Below are 20,314 nucleotides of genomic sequence, written 5' to 3'. Positions count from 1 at the left end.
CAAGAGCCAGGAAGAGCCGGGTCTGGGATCTGGAAAGAGCAGAAGTGATGCTGGGAAGAACATCCCAGGAAGTGATGCCCGGAGTAGCATCCGGGGAAGTGAGGCTCGCTGCGCGAGGAAGTGATGCTGCTTCGCAGGAGGCAACAAAACGCAAGAAGCCAAAGTGAAGAGAGAAAAGCGGCTCTAGTTCCTACGCTACGCGTCCAGGTTCTTTTAAGAACGCTAGAGAAAAAGAGAGACGGGAGACTGAAGAGACGCGAGAATTCTAGCTGATTCTGGAATTGAGGAACAAGATGACTGAGCTTCAGAAACAATAATGTAGGTAATGACAAGGAGGGAGGACCTTGTACTGGCGAGCGTATTGGCCTTTGAAAACCAAATAGGTCGCTTCCCTTCCGGGCAGAGAAACGAATAGACTTGCGCTATTCTTCCTCAAGCATTTATCCTGTCTGCAAGTTCTAACTGCAGATTCTCGACATTCTTCAAAGGGCAGATGATTCATGATTTGCAGCTGTAAGTGATTTTCAATCAATGAATCTTTGCGAATTTCAAGAACTCCCTCCCATCATTGTCGTAGTCCCTGAACACAAAAGCCTCAACGTCTTGATCCCTGTCCCTTAGGAACTCAACGCCAAAATAGCAGCTCAGATAAGGTGGTGCATAGGTGAAGAAAAGATCCTTGACGGCGGGCCGGTATTCGAAATTCATAGCATCGTGGTGCGCATTCGTGTTGGAAAATAGCAGGCCTCTTTCGGTTGCATAGAGATCGTAACCTGTGTCAATATCACGACAATAGTATCTTCCACAGTACTCTTGGAGATCACATTTTGAAAGTCTCTTCTCGAATGGTCTGAACCAAACTGCACCGCTGTGATTTGTTAATAGAAGCCCTTTCTCTCCATTCTCCCGGAAGATTTCCCCTTCAAACTCACGATCCATCTCTTCGAATCGGAGTCCTCTCAGGGGCAATAATACATGTACCCTTTCACCGTTCATATCTAGCTTGAGGAAGCCCTCCTCAACGAAAAGCCTGCAGATTTGAGCGCTCTTTCTATCGGCAAACCACTTGTCGCCTTCCTTCATCTCTTCAAGCCAATCTTCAGAAAGTTCTTCAGGTTTTGTGCCTTCGTCTTTGCTGTCAAGACACGCCGAATCTTCTCCAAGAACCCAGTCGGCAATTGCTTCGTAGATCTCGATGCCGAGTTTCACCAGCATCCTGTGAAGGAAGTCGTTACGATTCGCCAGAACAACAACAGAAAGGGATTCGGAAGGTATCCTGTAAATGGCAGCGTTAAATCCTAGGCTTCCTCCCTCGTGCATGACAACCGTCTTACCCTTTCTCTTGGTCAAGAATAGACCGTAACCGTAGTCGCACCGATTGCCGTTGTTCAGTTTCGCCGGAGAAATGATCTTCTCCGACAACTTCTCCGGATCTTCACCAATCATCTTCTTGTGGAAGGCCCTTTCCCAAATGAGAAGATCATCAATTGTGCTCCATAATTGACCTGCTCCTGTGCACTCCATTAGATCGAGAGCTTTTGAGAGCCTCCCCGGTTCGCCTGAAGGCAATCTGAAAGACTTGGAATGCAGATATTCGTATTCGCAGTAGCCATCAACTACATTCTTTATAAGTCTAGTATTGTCTTCTCTGAAAAAAGTGTTCGTCATTCCTAATGGGGAGAAGATCTCTCTTGCTGCGAATTCATTCAATGTCGATCCTGTCACTTTTTCGACCAGCCTACCGAGAAGAAAGTAACCTGAATTGCCGTATGCCCACCTTTTGCCAGGCTCGAACTCAAGCCATCGAAGGTTTCTTAGAAGGTTATACGCTTCTGTCGAAGTCAGATAGTCACTCTCTCTTAAGCCTAAGATGTACTGCGAAACCTTGTATAGATCCGGGAGGCCGTTTGTCATGTGTATCAGATCGAGGATTCTTATCTCTGCTGCATGACTTCCAAGATCAGGGAAGAAGTCGGTTATTCTTCTAGACACATCGAGCGACTTCTCTTCAAGCAGAGCGATGCACATTGCCGTGAACTGCTTGCTCACAGAACCAATGTGAAAGATACTGCAAGTCTTAACGGGGATTTTCTGTTCTTCATTTGCTAGCCCAAAAGTCTCTTTTAGGATTACTTCTCCTTCTTTGAAGACACCCACGGCAACTCCAGTGCTTCCAAGGTCTTCGAACAAACAACTGATATTTTTTCCAGTCATAAGTTATCCCTCCAATCTCGAGAGTTGCGCTCTAACTTGAGCCTTCTATCATTTGAGATATTATACTTCAAGTAACTGAATTCCCAATCCATTTGGTCGGGATGCGGAATTCAAGGGAGTTCTTTACTATAGAGATATGTTTCTTTCACGTCGTAGATCTTTTGCAGAGATGGCAGCTTGAAGCACTTCTCCAGTTTAAGTGTCGGTCGTGGCGGTGGGCTATTTGCTTCGATTGGAGAGGATCTTCTCTAATTTCGAAGGCGAATATTGAAGCCGTGACGATCGGTGCGGAAAGCTCCTCAAAGATGCATGATTGGACAGGTTATTTCAATACGGTTTTCATGAAGCAGATAAGGCCTGATGAGCTTAGAGGAAGCCCCGCCCCTATTCTGCATTCCAAATTCAGTTCCTGGGGAAACATTGTGCCCACAGAATCTTTCCTTCGATTCGCATGTCACCGGAACCTTGAATCGTTTCGGGTTCCAAACCGGGGGAGTTTGACTTCTCCTGAAGGCGATGAGCAAGATCTCCAAAATCCGATACCCTTTCGCAGATTGAGCATTTGCTGCACTTTGTATGTTTCACAGTACAGGTTCTCGTCTGAGTATAATCCAGTCAGTTCATGTTCCTAAGTACTTTGAGGATGGCCTAGTATCACACTAAAGTTGGTTAGTTCTAATCGTGCTTCTGAAAAGTACCGAGATTCTTGAAGTGAAAATTCGGCCGAATTCTTCTAAAGACGTTTCCTTCACTCTGTAAACTTCGCTGAGCCTTTTCGACCTGTTCTAAGGACAAATCGTTTTTCTAAGAAGCTCACTTTCATTCGAGACATTCACGCTTTCCTCAGGAAGTGAGCGATACTGTTTCCTGGATCGCTTCCTTCTCTACTGTCGTCGATTGTCGAACACTCTCCACCCATTCTCTGTTGGACCAGAGTCCGCATCCGCCATCCTTCGACTTCCATTTCATGTGATTTTCCTTGAGCACCTTCAGGAACTCCGATTCCAGCGCTTCTCTCAAGCTCGTCTCCTTCAAATTGTGAACCGAGAACGGAGCAAATGGACAGGGCTCCACAAATCCTTCGGGACTGAGGTGTATGAAACCTCTCCCTGCTGCGAGACATCCCCCATAAGTCGCTTCCCTTCCGGGCAGAGAAACGAATAGACTTGCGCTATTCTTCCTCAGGGCGTCTATCCTGTCTGCGAGTTCAAGCTTCTGTTCTTGATTAAGCACTAGATTCATAGTGCCCGGAGTGAGCGGAACAAATTCTATGTAGAATACTAGTTTCGCTCCAAGTTTCACAACGTTATTTACGAATCTTCTCTCCGTTATCTTAATGTGATTTTGAGAAGTCGCCGTAATAGAGACTCCAAAGAAAGACCCGCTCTCTTTAAGGCTGGCAATGACTTCAAGAGCATTCCTGTATATGCCGGCCCCTCTTCTAGTGTCTGTGTCTCCTTCATTTCCCTCTATGCTGACAATCGGGACGATATTTCTGTGTTCTTTGAGCCATTCGACCGTGTTATCGTCGATCATAGTGCCGTTTGTGAAAACAGGAAAGAGAATCTGCGGAAACTCTGCGGCAGTTTGGAGAATATCTTTCCTCATGAAGGGTTCGCCTCCTGCCATGAGAACAATGGATATTCCAAGCTCTACAGACTGCTCAAGGATGCTCCTGAAGTGTGAGGCAGTGATCTCTCTGTCAGTTCTGAGTTTCTTGGCGTTCGAATAACATCCCACACAATTGAGGTTGCACTTGCTGGTAATGCTGGCTATCATGACCGGAGGAACGTGCAGCCCTTCGGCTTCAAAACGATCTCTTACAGCGGCAGCCTCACGCTGATTCTTTGCTGTCTTGGCCATGAAGGCGATCTGTGCAGGGTTCTTGACGGCAATTTTGATAGCTGTTCCAAAGAAATTTCTTAGCGAATCGTTGAAGAGAATGTTCCAATTGCTCATTTCTTACCTCCCAATCTTTCCTTGCTCGAAATAGTCTTTTCTTCAAGTTCTCTAAAAGGTTCTAGAACGTGATCGATGTTTCTTTTCAGCATTTGAATAGCTTCTTCCTTCGAAACCTCGTATAATCCCTGAAAGTACATGAACAGTATCCCGAACATTTCAGGTGTTAGTATCTGTTCTATAATCAATGAGCTACCCTTTTTCAAACCCAAGGACTCATCAAATTGTCGCAATGATTCCAACCTCTTCATACCCATTTCGCAGAATTTAGGCATCAGTTCGGGATTGCTGAAGAACTTCGCTCTCGAACTCCCCGGAGCCAGGAAGATAGTTCTGAAGAGAAGAGGATTGTCGAGAAAGTACTCCGCGAAAATCAAGTAGGCAGCCTCGACACAGTCTGTTACTCTGTCACACTTCTCTATCTCTACTTCCGTCATGTCTCCGATCTCGGCCATGAATTCATCCACACTCATCACCAGTAATTTGTCCAGACTCTCGAAGTAATCATAAAGGCTGGAAGCGGAATAACCAGCTCGCTCGGCTATCGACTTTGCAGTCAGCTTAGACTCGTCCCCTTCTTTCATCAGTTCCTGCGCGGCCTTTATGAAGAATTGTCTTCTTCTTTCGTGGCGCATGGTCTTTCTATCAGAATTCTCCACAGTCAGTCTCCTCATCTCAATCATTTCGAGTCTCGTTCCTAAATCCGACTCGTGTTCGAAATTATGATTATAATTTACTATATAAAACTATAGTCGTCAAGTGGGAAGCGCAACTTTTTTTACGGCTATTACGAGATTCTTTTTCTCATTCAGTTCAGAATATTAAGACTCCCGCTTTGCATGTGGAAGAAGTCGAATACTGAAGAAAATTACTTGCTTGGGGTGGGGGTTGCACTTTTTTCAGAGTTTCTCTCTAAAGTCGCGAATTTCGATGCATGTCCATCTCTTCAGGGAAAGTGAGCTTTCGCGACTGGATCTTCATTAAGACCTTGTTCTCTCTATTTATTCGTTTTCATATAAAAAGGCCGATCCTATGATCGGCCCATTGACAAACGGAAGAGTTAAAGCTCGTCAGAGATCATATCTTATTAAATGAACTCAAGATTTATCTTTGCACTTTTTCCTATTACTTTTCGCCTCCGTATGTTTCCTCGGGAATTATAATCCCCAGGAGCGTGTCGTTGAACTGGGCGTACGGTCCATCATATTTAGGTGGAGCCATTTGATCGAGCGGATAAATATACGGCTGAGGGTACCAGGCATATTCGGAAACCAGTGCCTTGCGCACAAGGATCTCGCTCTTTGAGACATTTATAACGAGCAGATCCGTAGCGATCGCGACGGCTCCTTCGTACAAGAGCCGGATGTCTTCAATCGCAGGTCCCACAGTATCTTCATTGGCCTGGAAATGAGTGGCGATTCCCAGCCTGGGATTCGTCTGTCTGAGTATATAGCCGAAGGCCTTCTGCGAAGTGTGTGAGTTCCTTTGAACGGATAGCGCGAATGCCACGGCTCTTTCCCAGCCGGGATCGCCCGGTTTCAGACCGGAATTCTTGCTCGCCCAGACTTCTGGGGGCACGACCATCTCATGGATCAGGACATCGACTCCCTTCGCCTGTTGAATCATGTAGTAATTGGGTATCGTGTCGCCCGAGAAGACCATCGAAAGGCCGTTCCATTCTAGTTTGTAACTGATGCTTCCATTTCTGTCATGTACGGCTGGAAAATGAGTGATTCTTACGCCGTTCTCTTCGTACGCCACTCCACCAACCGTCATATACGGCAGTTCCTTCGCTATGATATCGTACCCGTCTCTACCGTCTTTGAGTCCGGTACTCAAGAAGCTGAATGCCTCGACATGCCATTTCATGAGCTCCATAAGGTTTTGCGCAAACGCGAGTGTTCCCTCTTCGGGACTGTCTCCTGAGGGTCCGTAGAGATAGAGCGGAGTCTTTCTATCTTGAGAGGGGCCGAAGCAGTAGAGCGTAATCAGATCACCAACATGATCTCCATGCAGGTGAGTGAGAAAGACCTTGTCCATTCTGGACGGAGGAATGCCAACAGCCACATAGTTCGAGGAGACGCCCGATCCGAAATCGAACACGAAACTATCCCCATTCCCCAGCTCAACAAAGATACTGTTGCATTGCTGGGCCAGTCTAGGTACGACCGAAGTTCCCATGAACGTGATTCTCATCTGATCGGCGGCCAGTTGCTCACCGGGAAGGAATGGCTCGAACGTGCTGACAATCTCACCTGGAAAACCACTGTAGGTTGCGTATCCAAATACGAAGGAGGAAATCACTAAAACACACAAGATCAAGGATCTTGAAAGACTTTTTCCAATCGGTCCCAACATCGCTTCACCATCCTTTTAAAAGTTCGGCTACCTCTTGTTCTGGATTCTAGAATCAGATCGTTTTTTCGAAGCCGTAGCTACTACAGTTTGGGATGCATCTTTAGCTGTGCAATCAGACCTAGTAAAATATATAACAGTCGTATGCTCAACTACTCAATTTGTTGCCTGCACAGTATCGATCACTATTCATGACTATGGAGAGTATAATAATCTTTTACCCTCTCCTCTAGCGACTCCTGTTTTGAATGGTTAATAAAACTCATGTTAGGTTCAAGACAGACCAAAGAAAAGAAAGAGCCACATTCGAGCTCTGTAATGGAAAGAAAGTCTCGTCTTCAATTTCAAAATAGCATTTCACTGTTATTTGAAACTCATTCGTCATAGTCAATCTCACTAGGAAATACGGCTCCCAGAATTGTATAATTCTGTCACTAGTCTTGTGTTGAGATCGGTCTTCAATGGAGTGATTCTAATGTCCGTGGATTCTTTTGATTCAGCTTCCACTAAAGAGCCTTCAAACGTTATTCTTCTTGAGATCGGTAGAAATGGCTTGATAGAATGGATGAACGAAGAGGCCAAGAGTCTCTTTGGAGCAGTTCGTGGCGAATCCTTCTTTTCTCTTGAAAACAAGCTCACCGATTGCTTGAAGACAGAAATCATTGACAGGGTGTTCACTGAAGGAGCTCTTTTCAGCACCACATGCAGTGAGTCACAGCAGATAAGTGTGACACCGGTTCACACAAATGATGGAGGTGTTGAAAGGGTTGTCTTGTCAATCGCTGAGTGTGAAATTGCGAAAGTCAAGCTGCAATCACTTCAACTGAAGAGAGAGCTCCATCTGATCAACAAGATATCAAAGTTTATGTGGGAGAAAGATCGCTCAGTTTCTTCGCTAATGATTTTTCTTGCGAATGAGCTCCCCAATGCAATGAGCTATCCCGATCTCGCATCCGTTAAGATCATCTGCGATGGGAAGGAATACTTATCGCCCAATTTCCGTGAGACTTCACTCTCTTCAACATATCCTATTCAATCAGAGAAGGCGGACTTCGGTTTCATTACAGAATACTACGACGAGAGTTCTGAAATGGATCCGAGTGAATTGTTCAACGAAAACGAGAAATCGCTTTTCTCAACGGTTGCCGAGAGAGCAGGAGAGATCGTGGAGAGAATCAAAACTTCAAGGACCTTTTTTGAAGTTCTTGAAAGCATAGGAGACGGAGTTGTCTCGACAGATATGGAAGGAAGAATAGTCTTCATAAATAACGTTGCAGCAAAGATGATAGGTAAAGAAGAATCTGAAGCGGTTGGCGAGCAGATAAACAAGGTTCTCAAGCTTTATGACTCTGAAACTGGTCGGCGAATACTTCTCGACACAAAGAAGATGATTACTGCAGAAGGGTCAATATCCTTTCATCCTAATGCTGCGATCGTCTCACCTGCCGGAACTATGCGGCTGCTGGCCGATTCAGCGGAGTTCGTTCAGGATGATGATGGAGAAGTAATCGGTATCGTCCATTCCTTCAAAGACGTTACTGAAGAAAGGGGCTTTCTGAAAAGACTTGCTGACAACGAGTCAAGATTCAGATTGCTGTTCGATAATATGGGAATGGGAGTAATGATCTGCTCCGTAGAAGGTCATGCCGAAAAGTTCATCCTTAGAGATGTAAACAAGGCAGCTGAAAGGCTTGAAGGAGTGCGAAGAGAGAAGCTTATCGGAAGAGATATAGTGGAAGCATTTCCCGGTTCAGAACGCTTTGGTTTAGTCGAAGTATTTAGAAAGGTATATTCCTCAGGTGAGCCGGCCCACATTCCTGCAACCCATTACTCTGACAAGACAGGGAGCGGATGGAAAGAAGTTAGCGTTTTCAAGCTACCCTCCGGTGAGATTGTAAGCCTCTATCAAGATGTCACGCAGAGACGGAGATATCAGACGGAGCTCGAGATGCAGTCTCATATTCTTAATGAGGTCGGAAAGGCAATTGTAGCTACCGATTCAAACAGAGAAATTACCTTCTGGAACAAGGCTGCAGAGGAATTATATGGATGGAAGTCGGAGGAAGTAATTGGCAAAAAAGCAAGCGAGGTCCTGATGCCAGAAGGAAATGAAAAAAAAGTAAACGAAATCTTCAGCTCGCTTCTTGAGAAAGGGATCTGGAAAGGAGTCTTTTCTCAAAAGAAGAGAAATGGAGAGATCTTCATCGCGGAGATGACTGATCTCGTGGTTCCAGTCGAAGATGGAAAATCAAGAATCTTTGTCAATGTATCTTCTGACATCACGGAGCAAAAAAGAACTGAAGAGACCCTTAAGAATACGTTGAAATCAACAGTGGAGGTTCTTTCGGTGATCACGGAGTCTAGAAGTCCATTTTCCGTCGGCCATCAGAAGAATGTTTCTAGGCTGGCTTCTGAGATCGCAAGAAAACTTGGTCTTGGCGAAGAGAGGCTGGGGTTTGTAACTCTGGCGGGACTATTGCTGGATGTCGGTTTGATTGCAGTTCCAAGCGAAATTCTGTCGAAGACCGGGCTTCTAAATGACATAGAACGGCGACTTATAGAGCAACATGTTGTCAAAGGAAAGGAGATACTTGAGAAGGCGGATTTCTTCCGGCCTATCATAGATCAGATTTATCAACATCATGAGAGACTCGATGGTTCGGGGTATCCCCGCGGTCTGAAAGGTGATGAGATAATTTTGGAGGCAAGAATACTCGCAGTCGCAGACGTCTTTGAATCCATGGTTTCTCATAGACCTCAACGTCCCGCCCTTGGAATCGAAAAAGCTCTCTTAGAACTGAAAAGCAACGCAGGAACTCTTTATGACCCCAATGTGGTAAGAACCTGTGTATTACTTATCGAATCAGGATTCACTTTCGACTCGAATTGATTGACCGTATTTCTTTCAAGATTTTCACTCAGAAAACTTTCCTGCATCCACATTGACAAACATAACCATACTCAAAAAACAGATTCCTGCAGCTAACCGGTGCCGGGCTTACCCAGTTGCCGCCTTATTTCGCCAGAACAACTAGTCCATTTCCGATAATGTTCATTCTTCTACGCGCCTCAAAACTCAATTTTCTCTGAAGATCTGCAATCGCTCTCTGACATCTACCTGCAACATCAGGAGCTGTAGTAAATGGAGGTCCCCGGAGTTTTCACACACAAGTTTTCGTTTAGCAGCTCCCCAAACTTATTGCGAGATTTTCGACATCTCCAATCCTCGCTTTCGGGATTACTCCCTCTCGACGAGATCTTCCTGCATAAGTTCGTTGCCTGTAAACCGGACCGCCTCTCTATACCTTCATCTGACCTTTCAGGTGGTTCGAGTCATGCAATCAGAAGCCCTAGACTATTCGCAGATTCTTGTTATATAAGTTCTTCTAGAAGCTAGAGCCCCGAACAGAGACAATCCCTGAAAAGAAAGTCTTCACGGAATACATTTCCATTCTATACCCCGTTCATGTGGTTTTTTCCTCAATCATCTCGATGAACAGTCCGGCAATCTTCGGGTCGAATTGCTTTCCGGCTCCCTCTCTGACTGCTTTAATGGCCGTTTCTCTTCTTTCTTCGATTGAACCGTCTCCTCTATTGAGAACACGTTCATAGGCTTCTGCGACTGAAATAACTCTTGATATCAGTGGTATCTGTTCGCCTTTGAGCCCTCTCGGGTAGCCCTTGCCATCCCATCTTTCGTGGTGACTGTAGGCGTACTCGGCGAGATCCAGCGTATCGTCAAAGAGATTCAAGATGCGGTATCCAACAACGGAATGCTGCCGCATTTTTTCACGTTCTTCATCCGTTAGAGTTTCTTTGGACAAGATACCTATATCGAGAATGATCTTACCGATATCGTGTAAATATCCGGCTCGTTCAAGAACACTGATCTCCGGCTTGGAAAGGTTCAAAGCAGATCCCGTCTCGCCACACAACTCACTGACTGCAATCGAATGGCGTTTTTCTCTTGGACACTTCGAGTGCAAAGTCTCAATAATGGTGTCAATAATATCCCTGTTTGCCGATTTGCGGTTCATCGTCTTATCCCTATACATCGAATTCTCCGCGTTGGCCATTATCTCTTCAAGTGGTTGATCAATGTTTGTCTTCGTGTCGAAACCTAGCGAAATGCTACACTTCACCGCCGAAACGCGGGCATTTGAGAATCCCGTCTTGATACGCGAAAGGATCTCTTCGGCACCCTCCTTGTCTGTCTTTGGCATAAGAATAATGAACTCGTCACCGCCAAAGCGAGCAATTACGTCGTTCTCTCTGCAGGACTGGCGGAGAATTTCTGCAGACTTTTTTATAAGCTCATCTCCGGCAGCATGACCAAACACATCGTTGGTCATCTTTAAGCCATTGATATCTGCAAAGATAACGGAAATCGGCAAATTGTCGGGGACGTCTAGTTCCTTGCGGTTGTTCTCAAAACAACTCCTGTTGTGAAGACCGGTAAGTGTGTCGTGACAGCTCAAGTATCTGATCTCCTCTTCTCTCTTTTTTCGTTCTGTAATATCCATGAAGGTTATTACCCCGCCGACTACCTTCCCGTTTCTTATCTGGGGATAAGAATGGTACTCTACATCGAAAGAGGTCCCGTCAGATCTCCAGAAGACCTCGTCATCTGCTTCGAACCCTCTGCCATGTTTGATTGATCTGATGATCTTGCATTCATCTAGTGGAAAAACCTTTCCATCCCGACGGCTGTGGTGAAGCTGCATGTGCATATTCTTACCGAGCAACTCCTCACCGCTCTTGTATCCCAGAATTCTAGCGGCACTAGTGTTGCAGAAAGTGCAGTTCCCATTCATGTCTATTCCGTAAATCCCTTCTGCCGTAGAATCTAACAGCAGTTGGAGTTGATTCTTGTTCTCTTCAAGTTCCGCATTCGTCTTGTGCAGTTTCTCCGTTCTATCTCTGACGCTATCTTCCAGGTTATTGATGAGAAACTGCATTTTATCGGCAACTTTATTCAATCCCGTCGATATCGTTCCGATTTCATCGTTCCTAACCACGTCGACTCTCTTTGACAGATCCCCCGAGGATAATGCAGCGGAGACCTCAAGAAGATTGTCTACAGGCTTCATCAGCTTGCCAGCGGCAATATTGAACACAATTACTGAAAATATCAGTGCGAGAGCAACCAGCAATACAGTCATGTGAATACTTTCCACAACACTGGTCATATAGAGTGCATCAGGAATTGCCGACATCAAGATCCAGTCAACACCCGGCATGTGGATTTCTCTAATACCTACAAAGAGCTTTCCGCTCTCACCCCTGTATGTGAAATGTGGATCTTGAGTTAGAGAGTAATCATTATATGCCTTCTTAATGTATGAGTTCTCGATTTCACCAATTTCATGTCGTTTGAACGTACCATCGGAAAGGATGGAGAAGTTGGCGAGCTCCATAGAGTTGGCGATCAGTAAGCCTGTGTCCCTTTCAAAAATGATAGCGTAACCATCATAGCCTCTCACAATGTCCTTGAGAAAACCTCCAACACCCGAAAGCAGCATGTGTGTTCCCAAGACGCCCCGCAGATTGCCCTCTCTATCATAGACAGGCCAAGCGGCAGAAATGGTCAAGTCATCCATCACAAAGTGTTTGTAGATTGGCGAAAAGACTGGGCCCGCTTCGGCTTCCGCAGTTTTATACCATGCGCGTGTTCGGGGATCGAATTTCCCCGCTACTACTACTCGTTCGCCGGCCGTCAAATCCTCATTCACGGAGTAGTACCATGAGTAGCCTCCTGTAGAAGCGTCGTTTCTCATTATCTCTATTACTCCATCTTCATTTCTGCGCGCCCCGTAGTACTCGCCATTGGCTGTACCGAAGCTGAAACTGTATATCTCCGCTTCATGCGAGCTCAAAACACCGACGAAGTATTTTTCTCTAATTTCCTCGTTGGACAGATCGAGTATATTGTTCTCGATAATACTGTGGTTTGCTTCGTTAATGTGAGTAGGCTCATGCATGAAGTCGACTATGTGATTGAACACGCTTTCGCTAATTGTCTCTACAATGCTTTCAGATGTGCGTTCGGCTGAAGATAACCATCTCGCGAAAATCATACTTCCGATTCCGCCAACAGATATTGTAATGGCCAACATGAACATAATCGTGATGACCCATTTGATCGAAATAACTCTTCTACTCCCCTTCATAATCCTTACCTTCCCTCTTAGCGATAGTCTTCAGCGCAAAGACAAAGTTTACAGAAGCTGACTGGCTTTCAAAACCCCGATTGCCGCCTCCTCATCCAGAGGTTTGCCGATCAGATATCCCTGTATTCTGTCACATCCCCAACTATGCAAATACTGCCTCTGCTTTTCATGCTCCACCCCTTCTGCTATAACACAGTGTCCAAGTTTATGGGCCATTGAAATGATATCACTAGTGATCGTGTTCTTCGCGTCTAAACACATCAGTTTGTCAATGAAGGACTTGTCGATCTTCAGGCAGTTCACATTCAGCTCCCTTTCTCTCGCAAGAGAGGAGTACCCTGTCCCAAAATCATCGATAGCAATCTGAATTCCCGAATCCTTAAGGCCTCCGATGATTCGGTTTATTTCCTCGTAGTTCGAGGCAAATACCGACTCCGTAATCTCTAGCCCGATATTCTCCCGATTGACCTGTGTCCGATCTATCATCTTGAAGAGATTCTCGGAAAAATCGCTCCTCAGCAGCTGAATTGCAGAGACATTGATCGAGACAAGTACTCCGCCGAATCCATTGTCCTTCAACCTTCTTAGAAAACGCAGGGCCCTGATAATGGCTCTGCGACCGATCGGGACGATCAACTTTGTCTTTTCAGCTATGGGGATGAATTCCAAAGCCGGCACAAGACCAAACTTTTCAATCTTCAATCTGGACAGAGCTTCAAAACCACAGATCCGATTTGATTCTAGATCCAGGATCGGCTGATACTGTAAAAACAGTTCGCCGTAGTTTTCATCCGCGGCGATTTTAGTGAGCTCACGCTTTATCTCTTCTTCACGAATCATTTCCATTTCGATTTCTGCGTCATAGAAACAAATCCCAACATCTCTGTCGTATATGTTCAGAGCTTTTTCTGAGGCAATCAGAAGTCTCTTCATTAGCTGATCTACATCGCGGTCACTGTCTTTATCAATTTGAACAACGCCTATCCCACCGCCAATTCTCTCAGCAACGAGTAGTGACTCGAGCATATTCGCAATGTCTCTGCAGAATTCAGTCAGTTCTTCTCTGTCTTTGTAGTCTTTCAAGTAGAAAACAAATAGATTTTCATATGTATAGAACAGCATGCGTCGGTCTGTACAATACTGGCCGAGCATATCTGCTACTTCCCTCATCAACTCCTGAGTGTAATGAAATCCATAGGTTGCGGTAAGTGACTGAACAGTGTTCAGATTTGTACTGACAAATGCCCTGTTCTCAAGCCTTCGATGTTTTCCATCCCTCTCTAGAAGAGTCTCAAGATAATTCAAGTTATGCAGACCCGTCCACCTGTCGTGCTCGCTATTATACTTAAGCCTGTCTTCGATTCTCTTCCGATATGTTATGTCAATGATTATCCCTTCAAGAGCCTCAACCTCTCCTCCCTCGCCAAAAACTCCTTCTCCCATCTCCAGAACCCATTTTCTCTCACCCTCTGCCGTAATTATTTGATATTCATAATTCAGGGGCATCCTCTTCGCAATTGCCTTCTCCCATTCTATCCAGAGGGATTCACGGTATTCCGGAGCAACCAAATCGCAAAAGGCAAGCTCTTTGTTGTTTATTAGGCTTTCAGGCGAATAGCCAGTAAGTGTGGAGCAGCCGGCAGAAACAAACTCCATAGTCCACTGCCGATCGTACTTGCACCTGTAAGCAAGACCGGGAAGATGGGAGAGAAGAACGGACTTGCTGCGCTCGCTCTCGAGTAGGTCGGCCTCCATCTCTTTTCGTCTCGTGATTTCCTGAGCCAGACATATATGGTTGTACCTGTCATCATTCGAAATTATGAGCGGAGCCACGGTCATTTGAACCCAAACGATCGAACCGTCGGGCCTAACATATCGCTTCTCCATTGAATAACTACTGAGCTCACCACGCTGCAACTTCTTGAAGTTTATCAAGTCCTTATCGAGATCATCGGGATATGTGATCTTCGCCCAGCCAAGCTCCATCAATTCATCCTTAGTTCTTCCTGTTATTTTCTCGAACATAGGATTGAACCTCGCAACGGTATTCTCCCTGCCATTAGACGGTTCAGAGCCGTGTGAAATAGCTATCCCAATGGGCGCCTGCTGGAAAATCGTATCGAAAGTCAGGCCCTGTTCATACAGCTTCTGCTCGAGCATTTGCTGGATTCGAAGCAGTTCAACGTGAATTTCAATTCTGGCTTTCAAGGAATCCATATTTACGGGCTTTCTTATGTAGTCCACTGCACCAAGTCTCAGACCTTCTATCTCATTATCCAGCTCATCGTAGTTCGTCAAAATTATCGTGCGGAGTCCCTTGTATCGATCATTTGACTTCAAAGCTTTTAGAACCTCGAACCCATCCATCTTAGGCATATTCAGATCCAGTATCACAATGTCAATATCGCCATGTTCATCGATTTGTTGCATGGCCTCTATTCCGTCACATGCCGTAAGGATATCGTATTCGCGCAACATTCTCTCGATTATGAAACGATCTGATGCCGAATCGTCCACAACCAAAATTTTTGCAGACATCATTCTTCCTCCTTAAGTTTGGGAGACTCATGCCTTTTCATTTCTGGGCATGAAACCGATCGATTTCCTCGATCAGTCTTCTCAGCAAGCCAGAAAATCTATCTTTCAGCGGCTGTATTTTGTCTTCCTTTTCTTCATTTAAAGCCTTCTGCAATTCCATCGACACTGTGTGCAATTCCTTTGCTCCAATACTGCCTGAGCTTCCCTTAACCTTGTGGACGATCTGCGCGGCATCGGAATATCTCTTTTCATTTATTGCAAGTGAAAGCTTTTCTACGGTTTCCCGGTTCTCTTCCAAGTATGCCTTCAATATCTGCCGATAGACTTCTATATCGCCACCAATGTTCTTCAGTCCGGCCGAATGATCGAGAACGGTCGACTCTTGTATTCTCTCTTCCTCATTTTCCAGTATTATTTCTTTGATGGTTTGAATGAAATGGTCGGGGTCAAAGGGCTTGCTTATGTAATGATGAATCCCACTTTCTTCGCATTTCTCTTTGACACCGAGAATAACATCCGCGGTCATCGCCACAATCGGGACACTGGTTGACATCTTCCTGATCTCCTTCGCCGCCTCGTAACCATTCAATATAGGCATGTGCAGATCCATCAAGATCAAGTCGATCTTTTCCTTATGCTGCGAGTAAAGTTCAATGGCAGTCTTACCGTCGCCGGCCAGAATCGATTCAATTCCCACTTGCTGGAGAATAGACTTGGCAATCAATTGATTGGTCTTGTTGTCTTCCACCAGGAGAACCTGATGTGGTCGTTCCAGTTTTGCCTGGCTCACTCGCTCTTTTATTGAAGGATGGGTGGCAGACACGGCCTTCAGCTTGAAAATGTCGAGAATTCCATTCAAGAGGATTGAAGGAATGATCGGCTTGCCGATTCCCATATCGATTCCATAGTCGTTAAGTTTATCGAACAAGTCCTCTCTCATCATTGGCAGGAGCATGATAAGCTTTGGAGTCTTAGGTATCCTTTTGTTATTTCGAATTGAAACTGCAAATTCGAAGCCCCCTTCAGACGGTGTATCGTAATCCAGAATGAACAGGTCGAAGGATTTGGCGAACTTCCCATCAGCAGCTTCCAACATGCTCACTGCACTTTCCTGCGAGGTCGTGAGTTCACAATGCATTCCAAAAGCGCCGAGATAGCTCTCGATCAAGTTCATACTTGCCCCCGTCTTCTCAAGTACGAGAGTCCTGATATTCTTGAAGTGAGTCGCCGAGAAGGTTTTCGCATATAGTTCCTCCCTCTCTTTGTCGACATCCAGTGACAGATGAATGATGAACGTGGAGCCTTCTCCCGGGGTGCTAAAAACCTCGATTTTTCCTCCCATCATTTCCACAAGATTCTTGACGATCGACAGTCCCAGTCCCGAACCCCCAAATCGACGGTTGATGGTGCTGTCTCCTTGTATGAAAGGCATAAACAAGTTCTTTATCTGCTCTTCGGTCATCCCGATACCGGTATCTCTGACGGAGAATGACAGATGATACTTCTCATTTTCCTTAGCAACTAGCCTGACGTCAAGCGAGACTTCACCGGCACTTGTGAATTTCGCTGCATTGTTAAGGATATTGAGGAGAATCTGTTCTATTCGCTTCTGGTCACCGAAAAACCAGTTGGGAATAAGGGGATCCTTCGAAAGCCTGAAACCGATTCCCTGTTCTTCGATCTTGTAAGACACGATATTCACGACATCCTGGATGATCTGATCCATGCTGAAAGAAGTGATCTCCAGCTCGACCTTGCCGGCTTCGATTTTAGAGAAGTCAAGAATATCGTTAATTATACTCAACATGTTGTTCGAGGCCTGAGTAATCCGATCCACATACATACTCTGAGTCAAAGAAATCTCTGTCTTCTTCAGAAGGTATGCCATTCCCGTAATTGCATTGAGCGGCGTCCGAATTTCGTGAGACATCCGCGCCATGAAGCTGGACTTGAATTCATTTGCATCTTCTGCTTCTCGTTTTGCCCTCTCCAGATCTATCTGAATGAGCTCCCTTTTTCTGACTTCCTTTTTCAGACGAAAAATCCAGTAGATCGAAACAGCCATTGCAACGCCAACGAAGGCGCCAAAGATAGAAATAATCCGGATTATACGGCCATAGTCAACCTCTGACTCCAAATCGATCCATTTGCTGTTGATGGCAATTCTCTCTTCCTGTGTGATCGAATCCAACGCCTTGTTGATAATACTTATTAAGTGGGGCCAGTCTTTGCGAACTGCAAAATGCAGGGCCAGCTGCTTCTCCGCTTCGAATGCAGTGAATCGCAAGTTTGTCAGCCCGTTTTCGCGTATTAGATGATTCGTAGTAGCGAGGTTTCCGACGAAAGCCCTCTCCGTTCCGTTTGCCACTGCCGTGATTGCGGCCTCGACAGAGTCGTACAGACTCAGGTTTATCCTCGGATAGTACATCAAGTAACTGTGATGAGAACTGTTTCTTTGCACAGCCACTGTTAATCCTTCCAGGTCTTCGATTCCGGAGATACCCTTGTCGGTGTCTCTGGTTACGATTACCCTCTTGAAGTAATAATAAGGTTCGGAGAAAAGGAAGTGTCTCTCTCTCTCGTCGGTTCTCGATATTGCAGGCAAAGCGTCGACCTCGCCCGACAGAGCCAGATCATATGCTTCTGGCCAGCTCAACCCCGGAATAATCTCAAATCTGAGACCTGTTCTATCGCTGACAAGCGACAAAAGGTCCGCAGTAATACCCTTGTATCTTCCGTCTTTGTCAATGAACTCAAACGGCACAAAGGCGGGATCTACTCCGAGCCTTATAACAGGATGCTCATTCACGAAAACGATCTCATCTTCAGTCAAAGTTATCTTTCCATCCACCGCAAAACAGGGACTTACCAAAAACATTATTGTGCTTACGACTACGAATAACAGGACTAGAAGCTTTTTCATAGAGACGCTCCTCCACGCACAAAACGAACCGACTTGCAGCCTAGACCAATGCAAAGGCTATTCTTGTCGGTCACGCATAAAATCGAAATACAACTAGCTTTCGTCTGTCTTTTCAGTTAAATCTCACCCCATTCAGCTGGAGAATTTCATGACACCTTTCCCAGTTCCACGACTCTTCACTCCAAAAGCCTGGAAAGAACACAGAGCATCGCGGAATTTCGCCCTGATCATCTTATCAAAAAGGTCCCCCACTTAGCTTGAAGTAATACATTCCTTTTCCCTCTTCAAGCTTCGGCGAAAAATTCTTCTTCACAATCTATGTGCTCCATTCAATACAATTTCATGCCAAACTGCCCATTCAGAAGCATAGACTTTTCTAACGAATAATCGTTTTTTGTCGACTCTCAATTTCGTATAAATAAATCGCTATACTCAATACTGGCGGCCTCTTTATGTAACCCACGGAAAAGCAGTTTGGAGCGTGATCCTTTATGACGTCCTTAACAAATCAATAATACTCTTCAATTCCGAAAATGTATTTATTCTTGTTATTAATATTCTTCGTAACCCAAAACAAATGCTTATCCCTTTTGGACAAAGAAGTGCAACCGATGTCACTTGCTCTCTTCGACCGTGCGGAACTCCTTATTTAAAAAGTATTCTTCGAACTCTCTTCAAGAAACTTCGAATCTATCCTTTGATCTCTCCGCTGTTCCTCAACACTTTACAAAACGACCGAATGCAAAGAGCGTGATTGACATGATTGCTAGCATGCTTTGCCCATATTTCAACTATGATCAATGACGATTGTTTTTCTATAGAGATTACGATGGACGTCAGCTACGTATTGCCTGAAGAACGCGATCAAATGATGGAGACGTGAAAGGCCTTCATGGATTAAGCGATTGTTGGATAGTGAAAACTGGAAGTTTAGGTAAATAGAATTCGCTCTAGATTGAACATAAGCCACTACAATTGGCAAAAGAGACGTGGAACGCTCTCCACAAGTATGCACAATTAAAACCCTGCGGTGCTAAGCTATTATAGGACATTCAATGATTGCTCCTAAAGGCTCGCAGGTTACGGGAAAGAAATTGCGTACTTTGATCGCTATATTATTCGATCATAGTTTACTTGTTTCTTGCACTCTCTGAATGAACATTACACCCCAGGGACAGACTCCATTTTTAACATCATTGTAACAACAGATGATGAGCGCTAATTCGATTCATGATCGGAGAGATCCTATCGATGCCGATCGCTGAAGATTCTATCCGCTCTTGCAGCTGCAAAGTCTGGGGGAGAATCCTTCTGACTTACAACTGAGCTTCCCGATAATGAGAACCTTAGTCGTGATAAAGGACCTAACGCAAGATGAGAAGCACAATGAAAATGGTAAGATTTATCGGGTAGTTCAACGAACCCCGTTCATGACCTCAGCATTACCCATAAGTCAGAGAGCACAATCCCACTAATATGCTGGTTCATGCGCGAACTTGTATTTTGCTCCTGATGATCCTGATCTTAAGTCCTCCCTCGAGGGAGGAGGGCCACGTAGTGGCGGAGGGTGTAGGTCTTTGTAGACGAGAAAAGCCGACGCTCTGAAATAGTACTCTGAGAGCGGTTGCTCGATGTTAGTTTTTGGTCTCTGGCAGGAGCATACCTATGGATCACAGACCAAATAACGCAAAGTAGTGAATACATCGTTCAATTTCTAACAGGCCGACCTATTCTAAACGTTGTTCAAAGAGCACACACCCCACCGCAAGCGGTCCCCCCCGCTCAAGCGGGGATTTAAGATCAAGAGCCAGGAAGAGCCGGGTCTAGGGTCTGGAAAGAGCAGAAGTGATGCTGGGAAGAACATCCCAGGAAGTGATGCCCGGAGTAGCATCCGGGGAAGTGAGGCTCGCTGCGCGAGGAAGTGATGCTGCTTCGCAGGAGGCAAAAAAGACGTAAGAAGCCAAAGTGAAGAGAGAAAAGCGGCTCTAGTTCTGACGCTACGCGTCCGGGTTCTCTTAAGAACGCTAGAGAAAAAGAGAGAGGGGAGACTGAAGAGACGCGAGATTTCAGGCCGATTATGGAACTAAGGAATAAGATGATCGAACTATAAAGAAGAGATGTGGGTAATGACGAGGCGCTCAAGCGGGGATTTAAG

Annotated in this window: 8 protein-coding genes; 1 reads left to right on the top strand and 7 read right to left on the bottom strand. The window is 45.4% G+C overall.

Annotation, left to right across the window (positions count from 1 at the left end; translation table 11 throughout):
• Positions 1-528: 528 nt before the first annotated feature.
• The 4 genes from Y697_RS10035 to gntH form a co-directional block, all read right to left on the bottom strand.
• The gene (locus Y697_RS10035) at positions 529-2,214 is read right to left on the bottom strand and encodes a serine hydrolase (protein ID WP_121551495.1); all 1,686 of its coding nucleotides are present in this window, start codon (positions 2,212-2,214) and stop codon (positions 529-531) included.
• 843 nt (positions 2,215-3,057) lie between these two features.
• On the bottom strand, positions 3,058-4,173 hold the full coding sequence (locus Y697_RS10025; RefSeq protein ID WP_014731659.1) for a radical SAM protein: 1,116 nt from the start codon (positions 4,171-4,173) through the stop codon (positions 3,058-3,060).
• The gene (locus Y697_RS10020) at positions 4,170-4,832 is read right to left on the bottom strand and encodes a TetR/AcrR family transcriptional regulator (protein ID WP_014731658.1); all 663 of its coding nucleotides are present in this window, start codon (positions 4,830-4,832) and stop codon (positions 4,170-4,172) included. The genes Y697_RS10025 and Y697_RS10020 overlap by 4 nt, the downstream gene beginning before the upstream one ends.
• Before the next feature lie 466 nt (positions 4,833-5,298).
• Positions 5,299-6,531, bottom strand: coding sequence for a guanitoxin biosynthesis MBL fold metallo-hydrolase GntH (gntH, locus tag Y697_RS10015; RefSeq protein WP_121551493.1), 1,233 nt, complete (start codon positions 6,529-6,531; stop codon positions 5,299-5,301).
• A gap of 472 nt (positions 6,532-7,003) precedes the next feature.
• Between gntH and Y697_RS10010 the strand changes: the two genes are divergently transcribed.
• On the top strand, positions 7,004-9,418 hold the full coding sequence (locus Y697_RS10010) for an HD domain-containing phosphohydrolase (RefSeq protein ID WP_121551492.1): 2,415 nt from the start codon (positions 7,004-7,006) through the stop codon (positions 9,416-9,418).
• A 574-nt stretch (positions 9,419-9,992) separates the two neighbouring features.
• Here Y697_RS10010 and Y697_RS10005 read toward each other — a convergent pair.
• From Y697_RS10005 to Y697_RS09995, 3 genes are read right to left on the bottom strand one after another with little or no spacing between them, the layout of a single operon-like run.
• Positions 9,993-12,698, bottom strand: coding sequence for a diguanylate cyclase (locus tag Y697_RS10005; RefSeq protein WP_121551491.1), 2,706 nt, complete (start codon positions 12,696-12,698; stop codon positions 9,993-9,995).
• Positions 12,699-12,746: 48 nt separating this feature from the next.
• Positions 12,747-15,236: an EAL domain-containing protein gene (locus Y697_RS10000; RefSeq protein WP_121551490.1), complete on the bottom strand. Its 2,490-nt coding sequence runs from the start codon at positions 15,234-15,236 to the stop codon at positions 12,747-12,749.
• Between the two features lie 37 nt (positions 15,237-15,273).
• Positions 15,274-18,159 carry a response regulator gene (locus Y697_RS09995; RefSeq protein WP_121551489.1) on the bottom strand — a complete coding sequence of 962 codons (2,886 nt, stop codon included), beginning with the start codon at positions 18,157-18,159 and terminating at the stop codon, positions 15,274-15,276.
• Between the last annotated feature and the right edge of the window lie 2,155 nt (positions 18,160-20,314).

This window comes from Mesotoga sp. BH458_6_3_2_1, assembly GCF_003664995.1.
Classification (GTDB): Bacteria; Thermotogota; Thermotogae; order Petrotogales; family Kosmotogaceae; genus Mesotoga.
This window is presented reverse-complemented; position numbering and strand designations above follow the sequence as displayed.